Here is a 25316-nt window from a genome sequence, read left to right as displayed (position 1 = left end):
GATGCTGAATACAAAAAGGGAGCCAGAGGCTCCCTTTTTAATAGGTCAGATTTACGCTTCAGGTTTGAGCTTCAGATTTAAACTAAAGCAAATTAAGTAAATTACTCACCCGCGACTTTCATCGATTCAAGCAAGATAGAACCGGTTTGAATTTGTGAACGAGTTTCAACGTCGTTACCTACCGCTACAATCTGAGTGAACATATCTTTTAGATTGCCCGCGATCGTCACTTCCGATACAGGGTATTGGATCTCTCCGTTCTCAACCCAGAAACCTGCTGCACCACGAGAATAATCACCTGTCACGGTATTAACGCCTTGACCCATCACTTCAGTCACAAGAAAGCCTGTGCCTAACTCTTTTAGCATTTGCTCAAAGTTTTGACCGGTCGATTTAACGAACCAGTTATGAATACCACCCGCATGACCTGTTGGTGTCATATCCATTTTACGTGCGGCGTAGCTCGTTAGCAGGTAAGTTGCTAACACACCATCGGTGATGATTTCACGATCTTGAGTGTAAACACCTTCGCTATCGAATGGGCTTGAAGCCAAACCACGTAAGATATGCGGACGCTCAGAGATATTGAACCAATCTGGCAAAATTTTCTGACCTAGATGATCCAGTAAGAACGAAGACTTACGGTAAAGGTTACCACCGCTAATTGCCATCACAAGGTGGCCAATTAGACCTGTAGCAACATCGTTCGCGAACATAATTGGATATTGGCCTGTTGGTAGCTTTTTAGCATCCAAACGGCTGATGGTTTTTTCTGCCGCTTCTTGACCAACACGCTCAGGCGCCCATAGCTCATCACGATGACGTGCAACGGTGTAGCTGTAGTCACGTTCCATTTCACCATTAGCGCCTTGTCCAATCACACAGCAGCTCGTGCTATGGCGGCTTGAGGCATAGCTTGCTAGTAAGCCATGGCTGTTACCATAAACCTTAACACCATAGTGACTGTCGTAGCTTGCACCATCACTTTGTTTGATCTTGTCGCTATAAGCTAGCGCTTGCTTCTCAGCAGCAATCGCAATCTCAGCGGCATAGTCGGGGTTTGGTTCATCAGGGTGGAAAAGATCCAAATCTGGAATTTCTTTTACCATGTATTCTTTTGCTGCAGGACCTGCAAATGGGTCTTCAGAAGTGTACTGAGCGATATCAAGCGCAGCCGCGACTGTTTGAGCAATTGCCTTTTCACTCAGATCAGATGTAGATGCGCTGCCTTTTTTCTGGCCGCGGTAAACAGTAATACCTAGAGCACCATCACTATTAAATTCAACGTTTTCCACTTCACACATACGTGTTGAAACACTTAAACCCGTTGACTTAGTAATAGCGACCTCAGCTGCGTCTGCACTCACTGATGCCATATCCAACGCTTTAGCTACTGCGGCTTCTAGCTCAACTCTTTGCTGGGCGACTTGCTGTTTTACATCCATATCTATTCTAATTTTTTAGGTCAATATTACGTAGGATAACAAGAATTTCGCTTTCTCCCCAAGATTCTTGCTAAAATAGGCAATATATTCGTTTGAGATAGTGACATAGGCAGAAAAGATGGCTCGCAAAAACCAAAAAGCCCCATGGGAACCAGAAGAAGAAATCATCTGGGTAAGTAAGACAGAAATGAAAACGGACATGGATGCCCTGCAAAAGCTGGGAGAAGAGCTTGTTGAACTAAAGCCTTCTATTCTTGATAAGTTCCCTTTGTCTGAAGACCTGGCACAAGCGATTAAAGATGCACAACGCTTTAAAAATGAAGCAAAGCGCCGTCAGCTTCAATACATTGGTAAAGTAATGCGCAATGTAGATCCAGAGCCAATTCAAGCGGCTTTAGATAAAATTCGCAACAAACACTCTCAAGCAACAGTTGAACTGCACAAACTAGAACAACTGCGTGACCGCGTTGTTGCAGAAGGTGATGCTGCCATTTCTGACGTTATGGAAATGTACCCTGAAGCAGACCGTCAACGTCTTCGTCAGCTAGCTCGCCAAGCTAACAAAGAGAAATCAGCAAACAAGCCAGCGAAGTCTTCTCGCGAGATCTTCCAAATCTTAAAAGAGCTAAAGCAAGGCGACTAATCTTCGTCTCCCTTTACTCAGAAAGATAATAAAAGACCTAGCACATGCTAGGTCTTTTTGTTTTCTACTTACTCAATATCAAAAGCCATCAAGACCAATACTCAGTCGTCACTCACCCGCTTTAACAAACGAGCTTAATTCTTGCTGTGGATGAGTAGCTGTCAGTGCTTCTATCGAGTCTTCAACCAACACCTTACCTAGCGCCACAAAAATAAACTTATTCGCGATACTGCGTGCATCACCTAAATGGTGAGTTACCATCAATACCGTAATATTTCGTTCTGCCGCTAATCGCTTCACTAAGCTAAGCATCTCCTCGCGCAGCAAAGGATCAAGCGCAGAGAAAGGTTCATCAAGCAACCAGATATCATGAGGCTGAACAAAACAGCGAGCTAACGCGACACGCTGGCGCTGGCCACCCGATAAATGCTCAGGCAATCTATCTAAATACTCTGCAACACCTACTTGTGCGGCTGCTTGCTCAACTTTGAGCTTTTGGGTTGCCGTAAGCTTTAATCCTGGATGCAGCCCTAAACCAATATTTTCACGTACGGTGAGATGAGCAAAAAGATTGTGTTCTTGGAACAGCATAGCCAATGGGCGTTGATGTGCCTCTTTACCAATAAGCGATTGTCCTGCCACTGAGATCTCACCCGATGTAGGCTCTATGAACCCCGCGACTAGCGCCAACAACGTTGATTTACCAGCGCCACTCGGCCCCATCAACGCGACAATATCCCCCTGCTCAGCTTGAAAATCAAAGCGAAACAACTCTCGGTGATAGTGGTAGTCCACCTCTTTCATCACTAACATCATCGGTTCCTTAACTCTTTAGCATTGGGCTTTGAACTTCGAGTAAATAAAAATTCTATTAAGCTAAAACTGCCCACACTCAGCAGCAGTAAACTCACAGAAACCACCGCGGCAGCTTCCATTTGATAGCTGCCTAACAATTGGAATAGATACAAAGGCAGCGTTCTAAAATCTTGGCTACCAAACAAGGCAATGGCACTCAAGTCCCCCATCGCCAGCATAAAGCTAATAGAAAAGGCTTGCGCCATTGGTTTACGTAGTGCGCGCCACTCCACCAGCCTAAAACGAGTGAAACCTGTCATTCCCAAGCTTGCACACACGTATTGATACTGTTGAGATAAATGCAACATAGGTTGGGCTAAGGTTTTAATCACATAAGGCAGTGCCATTAAGCTATTCACGGCAATCACAATAAAGAAAGCTAAGCTAAATACATCGGTAAATGAACGCAGTAATAAGAAGAGTCCCGTACTGATCACTAACCCTGGTGTCACTAAGATAATGGTACCAATCAGCTCGATTTTATCGGCTCTAAAGTTCTTATTCTGCAAACGCCATGCACGACTGGTCAGCAGTATCGCAATACCAATACCGACAGCAATAACACTTGCTAAGGACGCAACTTTAACTGAGGTCATTAACGCAGCCCAAAACGGTTCGCTGCTGAGCACAATCAGTGCTTGTGAGTTAATACCACTGACGATAACCATGGCTAATGGCGGCAATACCAGCATTGAGACTACTATGATCCAAAAGCTATCCCAAGCTTTTGACCACCAGCAGTCCTTAACCAAATATTTCTCTTCCGACAACTGACTGGCCGTCACTGAAATAGGTTTCGACAGGCGCTGAATACTCACCGCTAATACACCACACAGCAGCATTTGCCATATCGCGAGTAACGCACCAGCCTGTAGGTCAAAATCGAATTTAATCGCTTGATAAATAGCCAGTTCGATAGTGGTCGATTTCGGACCTCCACCTAGCGCCATCACGGTAGCAAAGCTGGTGAAGCACAGCATGAAGACTAGGCCACACACATGAGGCAGTTGTTGTCTTAAACGAGGCCATTCAACCCATTTAAATTTATTCCAATGACTCATACCCAAATGAGCACACAGCTTATGTTGCTCGGCAGGCACGGTATCTAAAGCTTGTAAAAGTAAACGACTGGCATAGGGCAGGTTAAAGAAGACATGCGCCAGCAAAATGCCATTCAAACCATAAATCGAGAATGGTAATTCAATATCGAAGTTCGCCAGAAATTTAGCTAACCAACCACTGTTGCCATAAATTGCAAGCAAACCAAACACGCCAACTAACACAGGCAGAACCAAGGTCGACGCGAACAGCCTTAACAACAGAGCTCGCCCAAAAAATTGCCTGCGACACAAAGCATGAGCAATAGGTATAGCAAAGCCAACACTCAGCACAGTTGAGAGTGTCGCTTGATAAAAACTGAATTTCGTTACATGCCAATAGTAAGGATCGGACCATACTTGGCTGATATCAAGAGAAGGGGCATTGCTAAGCAATGCCCCAACTGCTGAAACCACAAAGGCGGTAATGAGTATCGCAACCCAGATCCCGACCTTAGGTGTTTTCTTTATCATAAATTGATTTTTTACCGTAAGTGGTTCACTCAGTTAATATCGAACGAACCTTTAAATACAGAAAGTTAAGCTAGAAAGCTAATCTTTTAAAAAGTAAGTGCACTCTGCCATTCACGAATCCATGGCTTACGCTTAGCAGCGATTTCTTCAGGCGTAAAACTCAGAGCTTTCCGCGGTACTGTTAACTGATCAAACCCTTTTGGTAGCTCGATATCCGTCACTGGGTACATCCAGTTGCCCGTTGGCATCGCAGATTGGAATTCATCACTTAGGATAAACGCCATAAACTCATCGGCAAGCTTTTCGTTCTTGCTGCCTTTAACTTTCGCTGCCACTTCCACTTGAGTGTAATGGCCTTCTTCAAAGCTTGCTGCTGCGTACTTAGAATCACTTTCTGCAATGATGTGGTAAGCCGGAGAAGTCGTGTAAGACAAGACTAAGTCCGACTCACCCTTTAAGAACATAGAGTAAGCTTCAGACCAACCTTTAGTCACAGTAACCGTTTTCTGAGCGAGCTTCTTCCAAGCTGCTGTCGCTTCATCACCGTATACTGACTTCATCCATAACATCATGCCTTGACCCGGCGTTGATGTACGTGGGTCTTGGTAGATAACCTTGAGATCATCACGCTGCTCAACCAGTTCTTTCAAGCTCTTAGGCGGGTTTGCTAGTTTCTCTTTGTTATAGATAAACGCAAAGTAGCCAAAGTCATAAGGGACAAAAGTACTGTCGTTCCAACCATTAGGAAGCGTTACTGATGAAGTATCAACACTGTGCTTAGCTAATAAGCCCGTCGCTTTCGCTTCAGCCATCAGATTGTTATCTAGGCCTAACACGATATCAGCTTTGCTGTTCCCACCTTCAAGACGTAAGCGGTTCAGAATAGACACGCCATCTTCTAGCGCGACAAAGTTCACATCGCAGCCACACTTTTCTTCAAATGCTTTTTCAACGGCAGGACGAGGTCCCCAATCCGCAGCAAAAGAGTCATAGGTATAAACCGTTAGGGTATTGTCTGCAGCAAAGGCAGAAAAAGAGATGGCTGTAGTAACAGCAAGAGTTGTTAATGTAAATTTCACTGGACGCTCTCCATGGTCTGAGCGGCACAGGTTTGAGGGAGGAGAACGGTAGAAGTTGTTCCTAACTCAATTCCTACGCCAGCATTATCTGGTTCAGGTTTACGGGTCCCAAGCACTTGCTTGATCTCAGCTCGCATTCATTATTTGAATGGTTCGCTCCCCGATGAGTGTTCAGAATTGTAATTCGAATTTTAACAATAAGCTATCAAGTTTGGATCAATTACGTTGATCGTAACCCCAACGTGGCACTAAACCTTGCTCAATGCCAAGATGATCCAAAATGCGCGCCACCATAAAATCGACCAGATCTTCAATCGACTTAGGTTGATGATAAAAACCCGGAGCGGCAGGCATGATCGTCACGCCCATAGTCGATAGCTTATGCATGTTCTCTAAGTGCAGCGTCGAGAATGGCGTCTCACGAACCACCAACAACAGTTGGCCTCGTTCTTTCATGACCACATCTGCAGCACGCTCAATCAGATTATCTGACAGGCCATGAGCAATTGAAGCCAAGCTTCCCGCTGAACATGGGCAAACGACCATCTGCTTCGGCGCTGCTGAGCCAGAGGCAACCGGAGAGAACCAATCATCTTTGCCACACACCACCAGCTTTTCGGGGTCACACCCAAGGTGTTTAACCAAAGCTTGTTTCGCTGCATCGGGCCCTGCAGGTAACTTAAGTTCATGCTCGGTCGCCAACACCACTCGCGCAGCCGACGATATCAGTAAATAGACCTGATAATCCGCCGCCAAAAGGCATTCAAGTAAACGCAGGCCATAAGGCGCACCTGATGCGCCAGTGAAAGCGAGGGTTATAGCTTTATCGTGTTTTGTCATGTTCTCAATTACTTCAAAATATAAGGTCGTGAATACCGTTAGCCTTTGAGTGCCAACGCATCCAACAATTTCTGGTGAATACCACCAAAGCCACCATTACTCATTACTAAGATTTGGTCGCCCGCTTGTGCCTCTGAGACAATTCTAGCAACGAATGCATCCATGTCATCACTTACATGTGCGGGCTGATGGCACGCATCGGCAACATCTTGTACAGACCAATCAATGTTATCTGGTTGGAATAAGTAGGTAGAATCCGCCTGTTTGAGCGAATCAGCCAAGGTTTCTTTATGCACACCACGCTTCATGGTGGCAGAACGGGGCTCTAAAACAGCAATGATTTTTTTCGTATCGACCTTATTACGTAAGCCACCCAGAGTAAGTTCAATCGCTGTAGGATGATGAGCAAAATCGTCATAGACAGAAACACCTGCCACTTCGCCTTTAAACTCTAAGCGACGCTTGGTATTAATGAAAGTCGCCAGTGATTCACATCCTAAGTCGGGTGTCACACCTACATGTCTTGCCGCCGCAATCGCCATCAAGGCATTACTTACGTTATGATCGCCAACCAAATCCCAGTCTACGGTTCCAACACATTCGTCTTGGAAATAGACCTCAAATTTAGAGCCATCTTTAACCAGTTTCTTGGCATCCCAATCGCCAAGTTCGCCGCTCGATTCAGTCTCACTCCAACACCCACGAGATAGAACACCTTCAATAGCCGTATCTTGCTTCGGTGAGAAAATACGACCATTACTTGGCACAGTGCGAACCAAATGATGGAACTGTCGCTTGATCGCTTCAAGATCGTCAAAGATATCCGCATGATCGAACTCAAGATTATTCATCACCAAGGTTCTTGGGTGGTAATGAACGAACTTAGATCGTTTATCGAAAAAAGCACTGTCATATTCGTCGGCTTCAACCACGAAGAACATGCTTTTACCAAGGCGAGCAGAGATACCAAAGTTACCCAACACACCACCAACTAAGAAGCCAGGCGCATAGCCACAGTCTTCTAAAATCCAAGCCAGCATGCTCGATGTTGTTGTCTTGCCATGCGTTCCCGATACCGCTAATACCCAACGGTCATGCAGTAGAAATTCTTGCAACCATTGCGGGCCTGATGTGTATCTAAGGTTATTATCCAATACATACTCAACACACGGGTTACCACGGCTCATCGCATTACCGATAACCACGAGATCAGGACTTGGCTCTAATTGACTAGGATCGAACCCTTCAATAATTTCAATCCCTTGCGATTCCAACAAAGTGCTCATTGGAGGGTAAACATTCGCGTCACTACCCGTAACCTTGTGACCTAATTGACGAGCCAATACCGCGGCACCACCCATGAAGGTGCCACAAATCCCTAAGATGTGAATATGCATATATTGCTTCCAAACGCTTGGCTAAATGAGCCATGTCTAAATCAAACTACTTGCACTCATTATCATTAAATGGCGATTAAAAGCGAGCAGCAATGCAAAACAAATTTAGTCGACATAGTAAGTGAGATCTGTGTCGCTTAGTTCATTACCATTAAAAAGATCTAACCTTTAGAATTTAGGTAAGCGTCTAGATGAATAAAGCCCACTCAAGAGGCCTAATCTACAGTGCTCAAATCCCCCCTAATATTGAGAGAAGTTTAAGGAAATAACATGTCTGAGATGCGCACCCTTGGTGAGTTCATTGTTGCAAAACAAAGTGACTTTCCCCATGCAAGTGGTGATCTATCATCCCTTTTGTCATCAATTCGTCTTGCTGCAAAAATTGTTAACCGTGAAATCAACAAAGCAGGTCTTGTCGACATTACTGGCGCTGTTGGTACAGACAACGTTCAAGGTGAAGAGCAACAAAAGCTAGACCTTTACGCGAACGACAAATTTAAAGCGGCTCTAGAAGCTCGTGACCAAGTTTGTGGCGTTGCAAGTGAAGAAGAAGACGAAGCTGTTGCCTTCAATAAAGAGCTCAACAAAAACGCAAAATACGTTGTTCTGATGGATCCACTTGATGGTTCTTCAAACATCGATGTGAATGTATCGGTTGGTACGATTTTCTCTATCTACCGCCGAGTGTCACCGATTGGTACCCCACCAACACAAGAAGATTTCCTACAACCTGGACACAAACAAGTCGCAGCTGGTTACGTAATTTACGGTTCTTCAACCATGCTTGTTTACACAACAGGCGCTGGCGTCAATGGTTTCACCTACGACCCATCACTGGGTACCTTCTGTCTATCTCATGAAAACATGATGATCCCTGATGAAGGTAAGATCTACTCGATCAACGAAGGTAACTACTTCCGCTTCCCTACGGGTGTTAAAAAGTACATCAAGTACTGCCAAGAAGATGAGCCAAGTGATAACCGCCCTTACACCTCTCGTTACATTGGTTCTCTAGTATCAGATTTCCACCGTAACCTGCTGAAAGGTGGCATCTACTTATACCCAAGCACACAAAGCCATCCTCAAGGTAAACTGCGTTTGCTTTACGAGTGCAACCCAATTGCTTTCCTTATGGAACAAGCTGGTGGTATCGCTTCAGACGGTGCTCAACGTATCATGGACATCAAACCAACTGAGTTACACCAACGTGTACCTTTCTTTGTTGGCTCAACAGACATGGTTCGCAAAGTAGAAGAGTTTCTTGAGCTTAACCGAGACTAATTCTCTCGTTTATTTCTCAAAATAACGTCATTAAAAAAGCCAGCATTTATATGCTGGCTTTTTGTTGTTCGCTGAATTAAACAATCACCGAACTATTGAACGCTATACTTTGATTCAGCACCACGCTCGTAATTAAAACGGAACCATTTATCGACGTCATCGCAAATGCCAAGGTAGGTCTCACCGCGGCGTCCTAGCGCTCGCGGGTTCTGCGAACAGTACTGAGTTTTACCCACTTCATAACCTTGGTCGTAAGCCGCATACAAATCGGCATCAATAGATGGTGAAGACGCAGCTTCTGCCAAACTTGCTTCAGTCTGCTTCGTTTTGCCTTTCATTGCCATTTCTTCGCCAAAGCTCTGCCAATCGGTCGTATTCATTGATGTTGGTGGCGGGGTTTGCGCACAACCAAATAGCATTACTGATAGCACCAATAATATATATTTCATAATTTCCTCCTGATGGAAAAGACTAGCTCGTACATTGAGACTTTTAGCTATTACGTCAGAATGCTTCCAGTAGTTCATTCACTATAGCGGGTTGTCCCGCTTACACCAGTCACCCGAAAGTATTTCTTTATTAGCTGTTAGATCAAGCTGATACAAATATACCCATGCTAATCCAAATATAGTCTCTATTTGCTCGCGACGATACTCAACAGGAACATCTTCTAGCCGATCGAGCGACTCCAAAATTTCGTCGTTAATGATATAGACCTCGCCAGCGACACTTTTCTTTCCGAAAATCATCGCCGGATACGCAACTAAATCAAAAAGTGCGTATTCCTCAGGTGTGTCAAACCTTCCTAAACACTCACACTGTTTTAAATAGTGGTGGTTTGATTGGTCTTTTCTCAATGTCCCATAAACAAAAACGAGCTGCTGCATACTCACTCCCTAGCATTCGTCATCCGCTAATCAATCACCGCTCAAAGTGTTACTCAAATTCAAATTGATAGAGAAGATCCACAGCACTGTCTAGACCCGATACTGCCTCAACGTAGAGATCCTGCATCAATCGATAACGAACGGTAAACTCGCCTAACGAGTTAAAGATACCCACACCATATTTCACCTGTAAACCTGGGAGAATATAGCCGCTTACCGTAACCTGAGAGTCATCCCCAGAGCCTGCTGTATCCAGTTGTAAATCTTGTACACCAAAGGCTTCGCCGATTTCGCCAACAACCTTACCACTCTTCGCCAAACTCAAACCGATCAAGGTTGTTGTCATCGAACCGCTGGACTCACCATCGATATCTTGGCCACGCAGAATATAAGACAGCGCGTTCGCTTGTGGCATCGCTGGATCAGAGTAAATCTCGATGGTCGGCTCTGTCGCAGGGCCTGTAACTCGAATACCTGCGGTCACATCATCCTGAGTATTATCAGGGTTACGAATCGCATTGATGGCTACATATGGTTGATCCGGTGGACCATTCATTAGAATTTTACCCTCTTCGATCAAGAGGTCTTGCCCGAATGATTGGTAAGTACCATCGACGATATTAACTTCACCAGTGATGAATGGGCCTTGGTCTTTTTGAGCTACATTGAGCTTACCAACCAAGTCGCCTTCAAGACCGAAGGCAGACAATTTAAAGTCATCACCAATGGAGATATTAATATTGGTCATCACATTGAATGGGATCGTATCTTCACTTTCAGGCTCAAGGTTTTTATTCAATATCACTTGATCGGAAGACACACCAACCGCTGACGGTGGTAAGTCTTCTACCACAATTCGTCCCCATGGTAGTGCTATGTCACCCGTAATTTTTGCCAGCTCGGGCGTGACATCAATAGTCATATCAGGTACGACCTTAACCTTGACCATCGGCGGGATATCAACCATCAACTCATCGGCAAAAACTCTAACGTTAGAGTGCCATGCTTTAAGATCTTGCCAATCCCCGGTTCCCTCAATATCAAGGTGACCGTCAGGCGTTTCTACATTCGCATCCAGTTTTGCACTATAACCATCAAAGTCGAGATCGATACGGCCATCTTTCACATCAACAGGCGTAACGTCGCCTTTGACTTGAATACCATCAACCGAGAACTGACCAAAGACTTGAGGATGCATCAAAGAGCCTTTAACTTGAAGATCACTCTCAAGGTCGGCTTTCAACAGGCTGTACTCACCTAGGATTGGTTGTAAGAAATCGAGGTGGAACGTGGTCAGCTTAATTGCAGCATCGACCATTTTGTCTTCGGCAAGAATATCCGGTAACGACACCGTACCAGACAGGTCACCATTGTCGGAAACATCCAGCTTAAAATCGGCATCCAATTTGTTATCTTTCAGCTGGGCATTCAATGCAATACTTTCCCAACCCAGTGTAATTGGCTCACCAACTTGTTGAACAACCTGACCTTTCGGCATATCAACACTTACCGTAACCTCAGGTTCACCTTGTTCAGACCACTTAGCATGAGCGGTCGCATTGACTAAGCCCTGCAATTGCGTCTCTTTAGGCACAAAGGCTTTAATCTGCTCGAAATCGAATTGATTGATGGCCACCTTGGCCTCACCCGATTTACCGACACGAACGTCTTCATCCAAACACACACTCGAACCAGATTGCTTCCAACAGTGCGCTTGAACATCGGCAAACTGTTTATCGACATCCGCCTTTATCGCGACAGGTTGATCTAATACCCAAGGACCTTGCTGAGTGGTTATTTTGACGCGGTCTAACGACCCATCCCAAATAATAGAAGGCTTTTGAATCAACTCTCCAGAGATGGCCAAACTTGTCGACACGATGTCGGATATCACATCAAGTGTCACTATGTGTTTCTTCTCACCACCACTCACCGTGAGATCAATACTTTCCACGTTTTGATCTTGATAGGTTAAGTTCTTAGCTTTGAGTACAAGATCGGCTTGGGCTTCAGGTAATGGCAGAGGAACCAAAGAGCCATTAAGCGACAAAGATTCGAGTGTTGCTTCGTTATTCCAATCTACCTTATCCACATTTAGAGCGAGATCGACTTCAGGCTCTTTCGTTGGACCGCTAAGTTGGATGCTACCGATCACTCTACCTTTCAGCTCAGGACTACTTTTTGCAAGATCAGGGAAGAAGATCTCAACGCCCATGTCCCATTGCTTATCAAGTTGCCCCTGTGCCTTAATCGAGTTAACACCATGAGCCAAGCTCAAACCGCTGGTTTTCAGCTTTGGTTCACCGCTCGCGCTGCGATCCGACGCTGACAACTGACCTTCGATATCCAGAGGGTACTCTCGCAAGATCCCTTCAATATCCAGTTTAGGCAATTCAATCGCCCAACCGCCCGCTTCCGTCAACTCACCCGAGGTGACGATGCTTCCGCTAATGTTACCCTCGGCTTCTGGCCATTGCAGGCCCGGCTGAATGTCTTTGAGTGTCACGTCAGCTTGCCAGTTAACGAGACTCTTCCAATTCGCTTTAATGACACCGTTGAGTTCACCGCCTAACGTGTTTAGCTTTAGACGCTCGAACTCAATCTGTTCCGTCGTGCCTTTACCCTGCAGATCGATTGATAACTCAGGGATTTCCTTACCATCGGCCTCACCTTTAAGTAGAACATTGAAGCCATCTAATGAGCCATCAGCTTTGAATTGCTCAATTGTCGCTTGGTAATCGCTTTTTCCGGTAAGAGGCCACTGCGCTTGTCCGCCCTCTAAAAGAAGGTCAAATGGTAGAGTTGGCTCTAAGGGTTGAATATCCCCAGACAGCTTTGCCTCAATCAGCTCAGAAAACTGAGAATCTAAGTGCAGCTTAGCCACGCTTCCTTGTGCTTTTAGTGATAATTTCTGACCAGCGAGGTCTGTTTCTTTCACTAACGCATCCAAAGAAAGTTCTAACGGGTAATCACCTTTAAGCTCAACCTTCGTCGTTAGGTTCGCGCTGGCTTGTGGCATATCGAGTTCGAGAGTTGAAACATCAACCGTGTGTTTACCCGCGCGTGCCTCTAACCCAAGGTGATTAACAACGATTGGCGTTTCTTGTTCTAAGGTGAAACGGTTTAGGTCAAAACGCTCAAGTACAACCTGCAAAGGAATTAAGACTTCAGGTAACTCGATAGCCGTTTTAGTGGCAGCCTCTGGTTCTACCGCTTCTGTTTGCGGTTCTTCTGTCGACTCCGCGAGTTTAACCTTCAGATCATTGAATAAGGTTGGCGATACCGTCAGCGTTTCTCCCTGCATGCTCAGAGCCGTTGAGAACAAACCCCATTCAATTTCATGTCCCAAGATATTTAACTTGATATCAGACAAAGCGATACGGTTGATCACAATTGGCAACGGTGTTTTTACCGATGTTACGGGCGGAGTCGGTTCTGTTTCTTCTGTAGAGGGTGGAGGCAGTTCAGTAAATGCGAAGTCCAACCCTTGAATCGCTAAACGATCGACACACAGCTTAGGGTCAAGCAGACAGCGAGGATTAATAGCCAAGTTCAGCTTTTGAACCTTGGTGTCGATATGCAGGCTGTCATCTTTAAACTGAACATTATTAAGCGTAAAGCTTGGGAACAGGGCTCCTTTAGTACTTTCCACTTTAAGTTGTGGTAATGCTTTTTCAGCGCCCCACAACACGGTGTTCAACCCTGGATTGGTGAACAAAACAAAACCGAGCAGGGCTATCAACAATAGCAAAATAGACGTCAATGAGATCGACGTCCATTTCAGGCACTTGCCCATCACTTTGATCATAATTCAGGTCCTAAACTAAAGTGCAGTTGGAACTCATCGCCTTTCTTCGCATCTAGGCCCCAAGCAAAATCTAGACTCACTGGACCAACGGGGGACGCCCAACGCACCCCGACACCGGTGCCGTGCTTCCACTCTGGCTTGTCATTAAATGCATCACCAATATCGTAGAATGCAGCGCCCCACCAGTTTCCAACCAAGCGGTATTGGTATTCAAACGAACTGGTTGCGATAAATTTTGCACCCGTTAGAGCGCCACTTTCATCGCGCGGAGAGATCGACTCATAGCCATAACCACGAATACTGTTATCACCACCGGCAAAGAATCTTAGGGAAGGAGACAGCTTCTCAAACTCGTCGGCAAAGTTACCGCCAAATTGAAGCCGAGTTAGACCTCGGTGGTTATCGCCAATGCTTCGAATCCAAGCGGTTTGGCCTTGAAAACGAACAACCTTAGTTTCAGATAACAAGGTATCATCAGCCGCTTCAAACATAATGGTTTGTTTATCGCCCCACATCGGCATCGAACCACCTCGCGTTCGAGTTCGTGAGAAAGAGAAACCCGGCAAAACAAACTGTGCCAAGTCATCTTGTAAACCTTGTTCATAGTTTTCGACCAAGTATCGAATGAACACCGTGCGTTGCCAGCCATTGTCCAGGCGCCAATATCTTTCTAAGGCAAGGTTTGATTCCAAACTCTTGGTATCACGATTATCCAAATTTTTCATACCGTACTTAACTTGGTAGTAGTCATTAAGTACGTCATCCAATGGGATTTTATAAGCTGCCGTGATCGTCTGCTCAGGCTTGGAGATCGACAAGCTACTATTGAAGCTATGGCCTCTGTCATTAACCCAAGGTTTCTTCCATTTGAGGGTACCTTTCACACCAAGGTCTGTTGAGACACCGATACCCGTTTCGATTTGGTTACGAGCTTGCGGAGCAAGGCTAACCTTCATCGGGATTTCTCGGCCTTCGCCTAACTGACTTAAATCTGGCTCAACAAATACCGAGGAGAACCAATCTGTATTCGACAAGTTTTGGTTGTACTCGCCGACTTTGGTAATAGAGTAAGGTTCGCCATCTTTAAACGGCTTGAGAGATTGAACTTTGTCATCTTCAATTTGACTGCCCGTCACTGTAGTTGTGCCAAAGTGGTAGCGTATACCACTGTTATAATGAAGGCGGACATAAGCACGGTTTAATTCAGGGGCGACTTCTAGCTTGCTAAGATCATACGACCCATCGAAGTAGCCTTTCGCTAATCCAAGGTTGCGGATCGATGATTTCAAAGAATCATAATTGCCATGATTCAGAATCGAACCTTTAGACAGCTTACTCCTAGCTATCAAAGCCAAAAAGTCAGGATCATCTTTGGCTTCACCAGTCAGAACGATATCTGAGGTATAAATAACAACAGGCTCTCCCGGCTCAACCGTAACGGTCATTTCGGTATCATCTTCGGAGTGAGAAAATGTGATATTAGGGTGGTAGTAACCTAACGCATTCAGGGCTTCTTTTATCATAGACTCCAAGCGAGATTGGAACCTTAATGAAACCGAGTACTCTTCTTCAGGAATCGCACTCAGATAAGCATCAACATTATCCTCAAGCGCTCCATTAAGCCCTTTAATTTCAAGGGAAACATCAGCGAAAGCGAGCGTCGATGACAATAGAGTGCCTATCAGAACTGGTAAAGTTTTTCTTATCATGCTTAATTGGTGAAGAAGTTATCAATACGTTAATAAATGAAAAGAAATAATACCGCTAAAAAGACATTGAGTCTGTAATAAATCTTGGAATAACACGGTCTAATTTAAAGACTTAATCAATATGAACCAGCCGTTAATATGAACCTGGATCTAATGTTAACTTACGCGGTAAACGTATGCGAAAAGGAATATAACATGCTAAACAAACAACAACTGGTTTCCGCAGCAACCGCATTACCGGGAAATGCAGACCCAATCCGAATCACTGAGCGCCATTTTGTCAATCAAACTGACTTGCTCGATGCTCCTATGGGTTCCCAACAAGAAGTCCTACTTGGTATGGGATGCTTTTGGGGAGCTGAGCGTTTGTTTTGGCAGCTTGATGGTGTTATTTCCACATCCGTTGGCTACGCTGGTGGATACACAGTCAATCCCACTTATGAGCAGGTATGCAGCGGACAAACCGGTCATACCGAAGTCGTTCGTGTCATTTTTGATAGCGAACAAACATCTTTAACTCGAATACTTGAGACCTTTTGGGAGCGCCATAACCCAACCCAAGGTATGCGCCAAGGCAACGACTTAGGGACTCAGTACCGTTCCGCGATATACACATTCAGCGAACAGCAACAAGCCGTCGCCGAGCACTCTAAACGTGAATATCAACGAGCAATGACTGAATCATTAGGCAACGAGATCACGACGGAAGTTCTGCCTGCTGGAAAATATTTTTTCGCAGAAACCTACCACCAACAATACCTAGCCAAAAACCCTAACGGTTACTGTGGGTTGGGCGGTACGGGTGTCTGCTTCCCTCCGCAATAATGTGCGTTAGGCATACAAGCTAGAACAACATCCATTAAAAAAAGGGCTTCCGCTAGGAAGCCCTTTTTCATTGGAAATCTATTTGACGCAATGCAAATCTACAACAGTCAGTTACACCGGCAGCGCAGCAATGGTGCCGTTAACTTCTTTAAAAATAGTGAGCTTTTGTTTGTCTGAAACTTCAGGAAGAAGCACTTTGCCTTGGTCGAAGCGAAACTCTCCGATACCCTCAATAGCAAACTGGCCTTTGAACAGGACTTTAACGAAACGTGCCACCTGACGTGGACGGTAAGTAGAAAATTTTCTTAACATAATACAACCTCAATTCCATTTGAGTACTACAGTCACGTACCTAAACACTAACGTATTCAAAGCACATTTAATCGCTAATTCCTTTAGCAAACAGCAAGATAATCTATTGTTCATCTCGATATTGATGCATTATACCTTTTGGTAACAAGCCTGCAACTTATTTCTACGTCGTACGATAAAAAAGTTAAAGAGGCATTTTTCAAATTTCATATTATACTTCCAGAGCAAACCAATAAGCGGAACAAAAATATAATGAAAAACAAAACTCTACTGGCTTTTTTAGCCGCAGCCTCTCCACTCTTCGCCAATGCTCACAACCTATCTGTAGGTACAACTCTGCCAGCTGTCGATGTTAGCAACTATGGTGAAATCGTACTAAACGACGGAAATACTGGATATCAAGCTTGGGCAACCAATGATCTTCTAGGTAAAGTTCGCGTCGTTCAAGCTATTGCTGGCCGTAGTAGCTCGAAAGAGCTCAACGCACCACTGATGGCAGCAATTACAGCATCGAAATTCGCAGAAGACAGCTACCAAACCACTACTATCATCAACCAAGATGATGCGATTTGGGGTACTGGGTCTTTTGTTAAATCGTCAGCAGAAAGTAGCAAAGAAGAATTTCCATGGTCTTCTATGGTGCTAGATGAAGACGGCACGGTAGCATCATCATGGGCTTTAAAAGAAGAAAGCTCTGCGATTATCGTTCAAGACAAGCAAGGTAAAATATTGTTTGTTAAAGAAGGGACATTAAACGAATCAGAAGTCACTCAAGTCATTGAGTTGATTAAAGCGAGCCTTTAATAAGATATTCGCGTCTTTTTCGAGACCTGACCAAAGGATATTGTTATATTATAACAGTATCCTTTTTTAATTCTGTGGTTAATCATCCTGATGTGGAAAAACACACCTAACAATGTGAAACGTAAAACAGGCTTCTTGCTTGGGCTGATGCTTATGTTAAGCGTGTTAGCGGCAACACATATGGTGGATATTGACCCCGATCACCACACTTCGCATCACTGTGAGCTGTTTTCGATAAATCAGTTCATTACTGCGCACTCACTGCCACAAGTTCCAGAGTTCCATTCAGAATTTACAGCCACTATTACAGAGTCAGTAATTTCGTTACAGCGCCTGTATTTCGCTTATTTAGCACGTTCACCTCCTGTAAAGATTGCTTAATTACCACTACTTTTTAATTAACCTTTATTCAGGAAAAAAACATGAAACCTACTATTTTAGCCGTTGTTATCGGCATGACTGTCTCTACTAATGTTCTGGCTAACGAAGAATTCCGCTCTCACGAAGCACACGTGCACGGTAAAGTTGAAGTGAACATCGCTCAAGATGGACAAGAGCTACTTGTTGAAGTGACAGCTCCCGGTGCTGATGTGGTTGGCTTTGAACATGCTCCAGAAACTGCTGAGCAGAAGAAAGTATTTGAACAAGCGATTGCGCAATTAAATAAGCCAGAAGAACTATTTGGTTTCAACAATGCAAGCTGTACTTTGAAGTTCAAGTCAGTGACGAACACCCTAGAAGACGATCATGATGACCATGAAGGCCATGACCACGCTGAAGGCGAACATGACGACCACGAAGGTCATGACCACGCTGAGCACGATCATGACGACCACAAAGATCATGACCACGCGGAACACGATCATGACGACCACAAAGGCCATGACCACGCGGAACACGACCACGAAGGCCATGACCATGCGGAACACGGTCACGATGACCACGAAGGCCATGACCATGCGGAACACGGTCATGATGACCACGAAGGCCATGACCACTCAGAAGGCGGCCACGGTGAGTTCACTGTCGAGTACCACTACCAATGTTCTGACATTGAAAAACTGGATACCGTGAATACTCAGTGGTTCTCTAAGTTCAGCAACACAAAATCAATGACTGTGAACCTGCTAACTGACAGTGCTCAAATTCAAGAAGTACTTAACGCAGATCGTATTAGTTTTCGATTCTAATTAGCATTAGATTGAATTAAACGTAGATAAGCAGCCAAGTAAGTATTCACTTACTTGGCTGTACAAATCGGTGTGATCTGGGAATTTATTATTCTAATAACTGTCCAGTAGAGACACCGCTTTAATTATTGGAGCTAATATGTCTTTTGACAGTTCATCACTTGTGGTCAAACTCGAAAATATCAGCTTTCGTTGGAAGCCTGAATTGCCCCCAACGCTAGAGATCCCCTCACTGCATATCCAAGCCCAAGAGCACCTTTTCATCAAAGGGCCTAGTGGTTGCGGGAAATCAACATTGTTAGGGTTACTGACCGGAATCAACCAAGCTGAACAAGGCGAAGTATCTATCCTTGGCCAAGATCTCACACAGCTAACACCTCGCCAGAGAGACAAATTCAGAGCCGATCATATTGGTTATATATTCCAACAATTTAACCTGCTTCCTTACTTGTCAGTCATCGACAACGTGACGCTTCCTTGTCAGTTTTCTAAGATTCGTAAGCAGCAAGTCACTGAAAGTCAGAACAGCCTGCAAGCAACCGCTCAAGAGTTGTTGCTCAGATTAAAGCTACCTCAAGCTCTAATGGACAAGCCCGTTACCGAGTTGAGTATTGGTCAACAGCAACGTGTTGCTGCCGCTCGTGCTTTGATCGGCCAACCCAAAATCATTATTGCCGACGAACCGACATCGGCTCTGGATCATGACAACCGAGAAGCCTTTATCGAACTGTTACTAGAACAAGCCAATCAGGCGGGTTCTACCCTGATCTTTGTCAGTCACGATCCAACATTAGAAAAACTGTTCACTCGAACCATAGATTTAAAAACCGTTAACCAAGCTAAGGTTGTCGTATGAAAGTAATTACTCACTTAGCCTTAAAAAGCGTACTCAACCGTAAAGCCACAGCCATTCTGACTATTCTCACCGTGGCGGTGTCAGTCATTCTATTACTCGGTGTGGAACGTGTAAGAACCGAAGCTAAGAGCAGCTTTGCGAATACGATTTCAGGTACTGACCTTATCGTCGGTGGCCGCTCTGGTCAGGTAAACCTGCTGCTTTATTCCGTATTTCGAATCGGTAATGCGACCAACAACATCGACTGGAAAAGCTATGAAGAATTTAGCCAGCACAACGCTGTAAAGTGGGCGATCCCAATCTCATTGGGTGATTCACATAAAGGCTTCCGCGTAATGGGCACGAACCATAGCTACTTCGAAAATTATCGCTATGGAAGTAAGCAACCACTTACTTTTCAGCAAGGTAAAGAGTTTAATCAGCTATTTGATGTCGTGATTGGTGCCGATGTCGCGAAGAAGTTAGATTACAAGATTGGTGATCACATCATTCTGGCGCACGGTATCAGTGATGTCGCCTTCAGTCGCCACGACAATCTGCCCTTCACCATTGTCGGAATACTCGCGCCAACCGGCACACCAGTAGATAAAACGGTGCATGTTTCGTTAGAGGCCATTGAAGCGATTCACGTTGGTTGGGAATCGGGGGCTAACCTCGGGCACACACCGAATGCTGAAGCGCTAAAGCAACGTGACTTCCAACCGAAGCAGATTACCGCGATGATGGTTGGCCTTAAATCGAAGATCCAAACCTTTGCACTGCAACGAGAAATCAATAACTACCGCCAAGAACCTTTGAGCGCCATTATGCCAGGCATTGCGCTTCACGAATTATGGGGAATGATGGCAGTAGCAGAACAAGCACTACTGATTGTTTCAGGGTTTGTTGTAATCGCGGGACTGTTAGGGATGCTGAGTAGTCTACTCACTAGCTTGCAAGAAAGACGTCGAGAGATGGCCATTCTGCGCGCGATGGGAGCAAGGCCTCGTCATGTGTTTGGTTTACTGATCAGTGAAGCAAGTGCCCTAACCTTCCTCGGTATCACATTGGGTGTTGCCGTGTTGTTTGCCTTGATCGCAGTAGTTGCTCCTATTGTGCAACAAAGTTATGGTATCAACATATCGATATCCGCAATCACACCTCATGAGTGGAAACTGCTTATGTTGGTGCAAGTTGCTGGAATCATTATCGGCTTTATTCCCGCTTTCAGGGCTTACCGTCAGTCATTGTCTGATGGCATGACTATTAGAATCTAAAATAGGAACCTACGATGCAACGCAAATTCCTACTGATACTTGGGTTACTTATGTTCCCATTTATCAGCACAGCTCACGCTGAAACCACTCAGACTGACGAATCGGTATTAACACTCGATTGGATTGACTTGATTCCAGAATCAGAGCGAGCACAACTCGACTCATTTGGCATGCCGATGGTTAACCACGACAGCATGGACAAACCTCAACAATCGACACTTGGCGCTGTTCGCCCAGAGCTGAATGGCAGCACAGTCAAAATTCCTGGCTTTGTGATTCCATTGGAAGGCGATGAGAACATGATCACTGAGTTTCTGCTGGTACCGTACTTTGGCGCATGTATCCACGTGCCACCGCCACCACCAAACCAAATCATCTACGTGAAGTTCCCTAAAGGTGCACCAATCCAGCAGCTATGGGATGTGATCTATTTAGTGGGTACGCTGAAAACTGAGTCAATAAGCCATGACTTGGCGCAAACCGGTTATCTTATTGAAGGTACTGCGATTGAAGAATATGACGACATGTAGTCATTAGAAGGGTGGCTCAAGGATGAGCTGCCGTCACTGAACGAGTGAGATCATTCAATAACAGTTTAATAACGATTATTTTATTCTAAATTACGCGATGTAATTAGATAAGTACGCTAGAACAGCGACATAAGTAGCGAGTAATAACCCTATACTAAGCTGTTTCTTCAGCTTGTTATCATTGACTTGATTCATAACTCCTCCTTGAGAATTACAACAAATTTAACATTTTATTATCATTAGCAAAAGTAAAATTTTGTTGAAACCTTCAACTCTGCACGCAAAATCTAGCCACCAATAAGATAAAGAGTTACATTTTAGACAGTTATACCAATCACAATAAGTAAGTGTTCAGAAATAGCGTAGGAAAAAGGCTTGAGAACAAGGAAGCTCTTTTCAATAAATAGTTTTGATAAGTAGTTATTCTACAATCAAAAATTCTAACGCTGTTATCGAGCGTTTTAACAAGCTAGGGCGAGCAATTAATTACTACGATTGGTGTTGGGTCGTCTCCTTACGGTACTCTTATGTCAGAACCTAAACAGCCAGTGATCATTGAGCATGCTAGCGATACACAGCAAAAGCATGAGAAAAAGCCTCATATTGCCGACAGTGCAAGCAGAATGCTGCACATCGCACAAAGCTTCGGCCTCGATTCCTTAATTAGTCATAGTACAAAGCCAAACGATAAAGCTGAGAGTACGCTTATCGAACGGGCACTATTACGAGAGAAAAAACGTAGAGAGCTTCGCCAAAAGAACCTAGAACAGATTCTAAAGTTGGCACACTCTTCATGTAAGGATGAAGCAGCTGGAGACCCTGATCAGGACTGGCTATACCGTTTCTTCGATATGGCACAAGAGATCCACAATACATCGATGCAAAGGCTATGGGCTCAAGTACTGAAACGAGAAGTCACCAACCCAGGCTCGACGTCGATGAAGGCGCTTCAGATCTTAAAAGACATGACACCAAAAGAAGCACTCACCCTGCAAAGAGCCGCGTCACTGGGTTGTAGCTTTGGTAGTGATAACAGCAGAAAACTATTACTCGGCTTTAAATCCCATGCTGGAATCTTCAGCTTTGGCAAAAGGGACACCACCAACACCATCAACCTTGGTGGACACAACCTGCCCTACTCTAGTTTGCTCCATTTGATTGAGCTCGGGATTATTCTAGGAACAGAATTAGAATCTGGAGAGATTGATTTCGACCCAGCCCTACACCTGACTTATCAAGGTAAGAGCATGTCACTGGCGCCTATTTCAAAAGGGGTTAAACTGGTTTATTACCGATTCAGTCCAACAGGTAATGAGCTGTGCACCTTACTTGGCAACAAACCCAACATGCAGTATTACGATCAACTGATTGCTCTATTAAGTCAGAAGTTCACGGTACAGACAGAAGTGAAAAGCAGTGTGAATTACACCGTCTAGGCACTCGACGGTGCAAAAAATAGACGGTGTAAAAAGTGAAGAATATTGAGAAGAATAAAGAGAATCTAGAGGATAGGTTTCTTGTCTCGGTAAACCAAGGCTGCACTATTTATCGGTCGTGAATAAACAGATAAACAGCTGAGTAGCCTTAGTCATACCAACGATCTCAGTTGGCTAAAATATTACGCTTCTCTAAAGCATCAATACACAATTCCACCAGTTCATCGAGTGTATTCTCACTCGCAGGTAAATCTATCTCAGGGTTCTGAGGCGCTTCGTACACTGAGCTAATGCCTGTAAAATTCGGGATTTCTCCAGCTCGTGCTTTCTTATACAAACCTTTAGGATCACGCTGTTCGCAAACCTCGAGTGGCGTATTGACGAACACCTCAAGAAACTCACCTTCCGGCAATAAATCTCTCACAAGCTGCCTTTCAGCTTGATGTGGAGAAATAAACGCTGACAACACGATCAAACCCGCATCTGCCATCAACTTAGCGAGCTCACCAATACGACGGATATTCTCTCGGCGATCCTGCTCAGAGAAGCCAAGGTCGCTACATAACCCATGACGCACATTATCGCCATCCAATAAGTAAGTATGGTAACCAAGCTGTGCCAAGCGATTTTCTAATGCTCCAGCGACTGTCGACTTCCCAGAACCAGATAATCCCGTGAACCAGAGCACGGCTGGTTTTTGTGATTTCAGATCAGAGCGAAATGTTTTATCAATCGAGTGTTGATGCCACACAACATTCTCATCTTTTGGTTTGAGTACTGCGGTCATAATTAGTCCTTTAAATAAACAGCATTAAAATGGGAAAAAGTAAGGAATTAGGGTCAGCACCAAACCCGAATAAACAATCGAGATTGGGATGCCGATGCGCAGATAATCCGTAAGGTGGTAATTACCTACGCTATAAACAAGTAAGTTGGTTTGGTAGCCGTATGGCGAAATAAAACTGGCACTGGCACCAAACAGAACCGCCATAATAAACGGCATTGGATCGACGCCATAGCCCACGGCCATACTGTAGCCAATGGGGAATGAGAGTGCCGCTGCCGCATTGTTGGTCACCAACTCAGTTAGGACCAACGTCATGAAATAGGTCGCGACTAGCGCTCCAAACACGCCCCAGCCATTAAAGGCCTCCATAAACATCAGCCCCATTCGCGCAGACAACCCAGATGAAATCATCAGTTGAGCAATAGAGAGTGCCGAACCAACGATCACGACAATATCGACGGGGAAACGGCGGCGAAGCTCACCAAGTTGTACTACACCAAATGCCACCAGCAATAATAAAAATCCCGCTAGCCCTTTAATAATCGGCACGACTTCAGCGAGCGATAACCCAATCACACTGGCAAAGCCGAGCAACACAAACGTCGATTTATCGGCATCAAGCTTGGCGCTTGAGTCTAGATCGTTCATCAACACAAACTCTTTATTGTGTTGTTGACGCTGTTCTTCAAAACGTTTTCCTGGAACCAAAATCAAGGTATCGCCAGCGGTTAATGTGATGTTTCCAAGGCCACCTTCAAGGCGTTCATGACCACGACGAATGGCAACCACAACCGCATCGAAGCGATCTCTAAACTGGCTGGTCTTGAGGGTTTTATTACAGAAGCTTGCCGATGAACTGACTACGACCTCAACAAAGCTCTGGCCATTCAGGTGGTGCTGACCAAACAGAGTTAGCCCTTGGATCTCTTGCAGTGTCGCAACACTCTCGACATCACCACAAAACAGTAATCGATCACGAGCTTGGAGTATGAAGTCAGGGTCTATAGACGCGGTTGTTTTACCGTCTCGAATCACTTCCGCTAAGAACAGTTTTCTCAATGCTCTGAGGTTATTCTCGCTGACGCTGCGGCCAACTAAAGGAGAACCCGGCTCAACTCGCGCCTCGAGAAAGTAAGGTAGATCGTCTTGAGAACCATCATCGTAGCTGGGTAAGAAGTAGCTCAGAGGAATGAGGATCAACACACCGCCGACCAACACCGCTAAACCGATCAAGGTCGGTGTAAAAAAGTTTAAGCTTGGCAGTCCAGCATCTTCAACAAAGCTATTGATGATCAAGTTGGTAGAGGTGCCGATCAATGTCAGGGTTCCACCTAAGATGGCAGCGTATGACAAAGGGATAAGCAGTTTAGATGGCGCATGTTGTTGATTACGTTTGATCGCCCCGATCAAAGAAACAACCACCGCCGTGTTATTAGTAAAAGAAGAAAGTAACGCTGTGGAAATACCCAACTTCGCAACCACGGTACCTAGCCTACCTTCAGAGATATTACGGCTAACCCAACTGATTAAGCGAGTTTTCTCCAACGCACTTGATGCGAGGATAAGAAGAATTAAAGTCAGTAACGAGGAGTTAGTGAAGTTATTGGCTAAGCTCGACAAATCGATCATGCCAGCCATAAAAGCAATAAACGCCGCGCCAGCAAAGATAAAGCTTGGCTTAATACGGGTAACGAGCAGGCAAGTAATGATGCCGAGCAAAATCGCTAATACAAATCCTTGTTGCCACATATACCCGTCCTTTATGGCGGAAACGATGGGTTTCCGCCTGATTCAATAAGCTGTTA

At 44.9% G+C, this 25316-nt stretch carries 23 protein-coding genes and 1 riboswitch; of the genes, 10 read left to right on the top strand and 13 right to left on the bottom strand.

What is annotated here, in order from left to right:
- Nucleotides 1–101 precede the first annotated feature (101 nt).
- On the bottom strand, nt 102–1445 hold the full coding sequence (gene pmbA / locus AACU28_RS09590; protein ID WP_004735297.1) for a metalloprotease PmbA: 1344 nt from the start codon (nt 1443–1445) through the stop codon (nt 102–104).
- 118 nt (nt 1446–1563) lie between these two features.
- Here pmbA and yjgA point away from each other — a divergent pair, with 118 nt between their 5' ends.
- On the top strand, nt 1564–2088 hold the full coding sequence (gene yjgA, locus AACU28_RS09585; protein ID WP_017083748.1) for a ribosome biogenesis factor YjgA: 525 nt from the start codon (nt 1564–1566) through the stop codon (nt 2086–2088).
- 108 nt (nt 2089–2196) lie between these two features.
- Here the strand turns inward: yjgA and thiQ are convergent, their stop codons facing one another.
- From thiQ to mpl, 5 genes are all read right to left on the bottom strand, one after another.
- Nucleotides 2197–2901: a thiamine ABC transporter ATP-binding protein gene (gene thiQ, locus AACU28_RS09580; RefSeq protein WP_121602843.1), complete on the bottom strand. Its 705-nt coding sequence runs from the start codon at nt 2899–2901 to the stop codon at nt 2197–2199.
- Nucleotides 2901–4514 (bottom strand): thiamine/thiamine pyrophosphate ABC transporter permease ThiP, encoded by a 1614-nt coding sequence (gene thiP, locus AACU28_RS09575; protein ID WP_017083750.1) that lies wholly within the window; start codon nt 4512–4514, stop codon nt 2901–2903. Before thiP ends, thiQ begins: the two co-directional genes overlap by 1 nt.
- Before the next feature lie 86 nt (nt 4515–4600).
- Nucleotides 4601–5593 carry a thiamine ABC transporter substrate binding subunit gene (gene thiB / locus AACU28_RS09570; RefSeq protein ID WP_121602842.1) on the bottom strand — a complete coding sequence of 331 codons (993 nt, stop codon included), beginning with the start codon at nt 5591–5593 and terminating at the stop codon, nt 4601–4603.
- A gap of 53 nt (nt 5594–5646) precedes the next feature.
- A riboswitch (TPP riboswitch) is annotated at nt 5647–5766 on the bottom strand.
- A gap of 43 nt (nt 5767–5809) precedes the next feature.
- A complete protein-coding gene (locus tag AACU28_RS09565; protein WP_016787846.1) occupies nt 5810–6433 on the bottom strand; it encodes a flavin prenyltransferase UbiX in 624 nt (207 codons plus the stop codon).
- 38 nt (nt 6434–6471) lie between these two features.
- The gene (mpl, locus tag AACU28_RS09560) at nt 6472–7830 is read right to left on the bottom strand and encodes a UDP-N-acetylmuramate:L-alanyl-gamma-D-glutamyl-meso-diaminopimelate ligase (protein ID WP_121602841.1); all 1359 of its coding nucleotides are present in this window, start codon (nt 7828–7830) and stop codon (nt 6472–6474) included.
- Nucleotides 7831–8100: 270 nt separating this feature from the next.
- On the opposite strand from mpl, the gene fbp reads away from it, so the two are divergent.
- Nucleotides 8101–9111, top strand: a complete 1011-nt coding sequence (fbp, locus tag AACU28_RS09555; protein WP_004735289.1) for a class 1 fructose-bisphosphatase — start codon at nt 8101–8103, stop codon at nt 9109–9111.
- Between the two features lie 92 nt (nt 9112–9203).
- Here the strand turns inward: fbp and AACU28_RS09550 are convergent, their stop codons facing one another.
- From AACU28_RS09550 to tamA, 4 genes are all read right to left on the bottom strand, one after another.
- Nucleotides 9204–9560, bottom strand: a complete 357-nt coding sequence (locus AACU28_RS09550; protein WP_004735288.1) for a DUF2799 domain-containing protein — start codon at nt 9558–9560, stop codon at nt 9204–9206.
- An 81-nt stretch (nt 9561–9641) separates the two neighbouring features.
- A complete protein-coding gene (locus AACU28_RS09545) occupies nt 9642–9998 on the bottom strand; it encodes a gamma-glutamylcyclotransferase family protein (RefSeq protein WP_121602840.1) in 357 nt (118 codons plus the stop codon).
- A gap of 49 nt (nt 9999–10047) precedes the next feature.
- Nucleotides 10048–13806, bottom strand: coding sequence for an autotransporter assembly complex protein TamB (tamB, locus tag AACU28_RS09540; RefSeq protein WP_121602839.1), 3759 nt, complete (start codon nt 13804–13806; stop codon nt 10048–10050).
- The gene (tamA, locus tag AACU28_RS09535) at nt 13803–15515 is read right to left on the bottom strand and encodes an autotransporter assembly complex protein TamA (RefSeq protein WP_017092970.1); all 1713 of its coding nucleotides are present in this window, start codon (nt 15513–15515) and stop codon (nt 13803–13805) included. Before tamA ends, tamB begins: the two co-directional genes overlap by 4 nt.
- A gap of 195 nt (nt 15516–15710) precedes the next feature.
- Here tamA and msrA point away from each other — a divergent pair, with 195 nt between their 5' ends.
- Nucleotides 15711–16340: a peptide-methionine (S)-S-oxide reductase MsrA gene (msrA, locus tag AACU28_RS09530; RefSeq protein WP_121602838.1), complete on the top strand. Its 630-nt coding sequence runs from the start codon at nt 15711–15713 to the stop codon at nt 16338–16340.
- Between the two features lie 111 nt (nt 16341–16451).
- Here msrA and AACU28_RS09525 read toward each other — a convergent pair whose 3' ends face one another.
- Nucleotides 16452–16652, bottom strand: a complete 201-nt coding sequence (locus tag AACU28_RS09525) for a DUF1107 family protein (protein ID WP_017080878.1) — start codon at nt 16650–16652, stop codon at nt 16452–16454.
- A gap of 252 nt (nt 16653–16904) precedes the next feature.
- On the opposite strand from AACU28_RS09525, the gene AACU28_RS09520 reads away from it, so the two are divergent.
- The 7 genes from AACU28_RS09520 (at nt 16905) to AACU28_RS09490 (ending at nt 22724) form a co-directional block, all read left to right on the top strand.
- A complete protein-coding gene (locus AACU28_RS09520) occupies nt 16905–17456 on the top strand; it encodes a YtfJ family protein (RefSeq protein ID WP_017089949.1) in 552 nt (183 codons plus the stop codon).
- Nucleotides 17457–17546: 90 nt separating this feature from the next.
- On the top strand, nt 17547–17837 hold the full coding sequence (locus tag AACU28_RS09515; RefSeq protein ID WP_004735281.1) for a DUF2607 family protein: 291 nt from the start codon (nt 17547–17549) through the stop codon (nt 17835–17837).
- A gap of 41 nt (nt 17838–17878) precedes the next feature.
- On the top strand, nt 17879–18646 hold the full coding sequence (gene zrgA, locus AACU28_RS09510; RefSeq protein WP_121602837.1) for a zinc uptake protein ZrgA: 768 nt from the start codon (nt 17879–17881) through the stop codon (nt 18644–18646).
- 139 nt (nt 18647–18785) lie between these two features.
- On the top strand, nt 18786–19502 hold the full coding sequence (locus AACU28_RS09505) for an ABC transporter ATP-binding protein (RefSeq protein ID WP_004735279.1): 717 nt from the start codon (nt 18786–18788) through the stop codon (nt 19500–19502).
- Entirely contained in the window at nt 19499–20758 is a 1260-nt protein-coding gene (locus tag AACU28_RS09500; protein WP_004735278.1) for an ABC transporter permease, read from the top strand. The genes AACU28_RS09505 and AACU28_RS09500 overlap by 4 nt, the downstream gene beginning before the upstream one ends.
- Before the next feature lie 14 nt (nt 20759–20772).
- Nucleotides 20773–21288 (top strand): DUF3299 domain-containing protein, encoded by a 516-nt coding sequence (locus AACU28_RS09495; RefSeq protein ID WP_004735277.1) that lies wholly within the window; start codon nt 20773–20775, stop codon nt 21286–21288.
- Between the two features lie 527 nt (nt 21289–21815).
- On the top strand, nt 21816–22724 hold the full coding sequence (locus tag AACU28_RS09490) for a TIGR03899 family protein (RefSeq protein WP_017086683.1): 909 nt from the start codon (nt 21816–21818) through the stop codon (nt 22722–22724).
- A 166-nt stretch (nt 22725–22890) separates the two neighbouring features.
- On the opposite strand, the gene cysC is transcribed toward AACU28_RS09490, so the two are convergent.
- Together cysC and AACU28_RS09480 are read right to left on the bottom strand one after the other, a co-directional pair.
- Nucleotides 22891–23511, bottom strand: a complete 621-nt coding sequence (gene cysC, locus AACU28_RS09485; protein WP_017094030.1) for an adenylyl-sulfate kinase — start codon at nt 23509–23511, stop codon at nt 22891–22893.
- A gap of 24 nt (nt 23512–23535) precedes the next feature.
- A complete protein-coding gene (locus AACU28_RS09480; protein ID WP_121602836.1) occupies nt 23536–25260 on the bottom strand; it encodes an SLC13 family permease in 1725 nt (574 codons plus the stop codon).
- Nucleotides 25261–25316: the final 56 nt, after the last annotated feature.

The sequence above is a fragment of the Vibrio sp. SBT000027 genome, assembly GCF_963894355.1.
Lineage (GTDB): Bacteria > Pseudomonadota > Gammaproteobacteria > Enterobacterales > Vibrionaceae > Vibrio > Vibrio splendidus.
Note: the sequence above shows the minus strand (reverse complement) of the source record. Positions and strands in the feature narration are given on the sequence as shown.

Coding starts and splice junctions, on each gene's coding strand:
- pmbA (WP_004735297.1), bottom strand. CDS start 1,445: ATGGATGTAAAACAGCAAGTCGCCCAGCAAAGAGTTGAGCTAGAAGCC.
- yjgA (WP_017083748.1), top strand. CDS start 1,564: ATGGCTCGCAAAAACCAAAAAGCCCCATGGGAACCAGAAGAAGAAATC.
- thiQ (WP_121602843.1), bottom strand. CDS start 2,901: ATGTTAGTGATGAAAGAGGTGGACTACCACTATCACCGAGAGTTGTTT.
- thiP (WP_017083750.1), bottom strand. CDS start 4,514: ATGATAAAGAAAACACCTAAGGTCGGGATCTGGGTTGCGATACTCATT.
- AACU28_RS09565 (WP_016787846.1), bottom strand. CDS start 6,433: ATGACAAAACACGATAAAGCTATAACCCTCGCTTTCACTGGCGCATCA.
- mpl (WP_121602841.1), bottom strand. CDS start 7,830: ATGCATATTCACATCTTAGGGATTTGTGGCACCTTCATGGGTGGTGCC.
- fbp (WP_004735289.1), top strand. CDS start 8,101: ATGTCTGAGATGCGCACCCTTGGTGAGTTCATTGTTGCAAAACAAAGT.
- AACU28_RS09550 (WP_004735288.1), bottom strand. CDS start 9,560: ATGAAATATATATTATTGGTGCTATCAGTAATGCTATTTGGTTGTGCG.
- AACU28_RS09545 (WP_121602840.1), bottom strand. CDS start 9,998: ATGCAGCAGCTCGTTTTTGTTTATGGGACATTGAGAAAAGACCAATCA.
- tamB (WP_121602839.1), bottom strand. CDS start 13,806: ATGATCAAAGTGATGGGCAAGTGCCTGAAATGGACGTCGATCTCATTG.
- tamA (WP_017092970.1), bottom strand. CDS start 15,515: ATGATAAGAAAAACTTTACCAGTTCTGATAGGCACTCTATTGTCATCG.
- msrA (WP_121602838.1), top strand. CDS start 15,711: ATGCTAAACAAACAACAACTGGTTTCCGCAGCAACCGCATTACCGGGA.
- AACU28_RS09525 (WP_017080878.1), bottom strand. CDS start 16,652: ATGTTAAGAAAATTTTCTACTTACCGTCCACGTCAGGTGGCACGTTTC.
- AACU28_RS09520 (WP_017089949.1), top strand. CDS start 16,905: ATGAAAAACAAAACTCTACTGGCTTTTTTAGCCGCAGCCTCTCCACTC.
- AACU28_RS09515 (WP_004735281.1), top strand. CDS start 17,547: ATGTGGAAAAACACACCTAACAATGTGAAACGTAAAACAGGCTTCTTG.
- zrgA (WP_121602837.1), top strand. CDS start 17,879: ATGAAACCTACTATTTTAGCCGTTGTTATCGGCATGACTGTCTCTACT.
- AACU28_RS09505 (WP_004735279.1), top strand. CDS start 18,786: ATGTCTTTTGACAGTTCATCACTTGTGGTCAAACTCGAAAATATCAGC.
- AACU28_RS09500 (WP_004735278.1), top strand. CDS start 19,499: ATGAAAGTAATTACTCACTTAGCCTTAAAAAGCGTACTCAACCGTAAA.
- AACU28_RS09495 (WP_004735277.1), top strand. CDS start 20,773: ATGCAACGCAAATTCCTACTGATACTTGGGTTACTTATGTTCCCATTT.
- AACU28_RS09490 (WP_017086683.1), top strand. CDS start 21,816: ATGTCAGAACCTAAACAGCCAGTGATCATTGAGCATGCTAGCGATACA.
- cysC (WP_017094030.1), bottom strand. CDS start 23,511: ATGACCGCAGTACTCAAACCAAAAGATGAGAATGTTGTGTGGCATCAA.
- AACU28_RS09480 (WP_121602836.1), bottom strand. CDS start 25,260: ATGTGGCAACAAGGATTTGTATTAGCGATTTTGCTCGGCATCATTACT.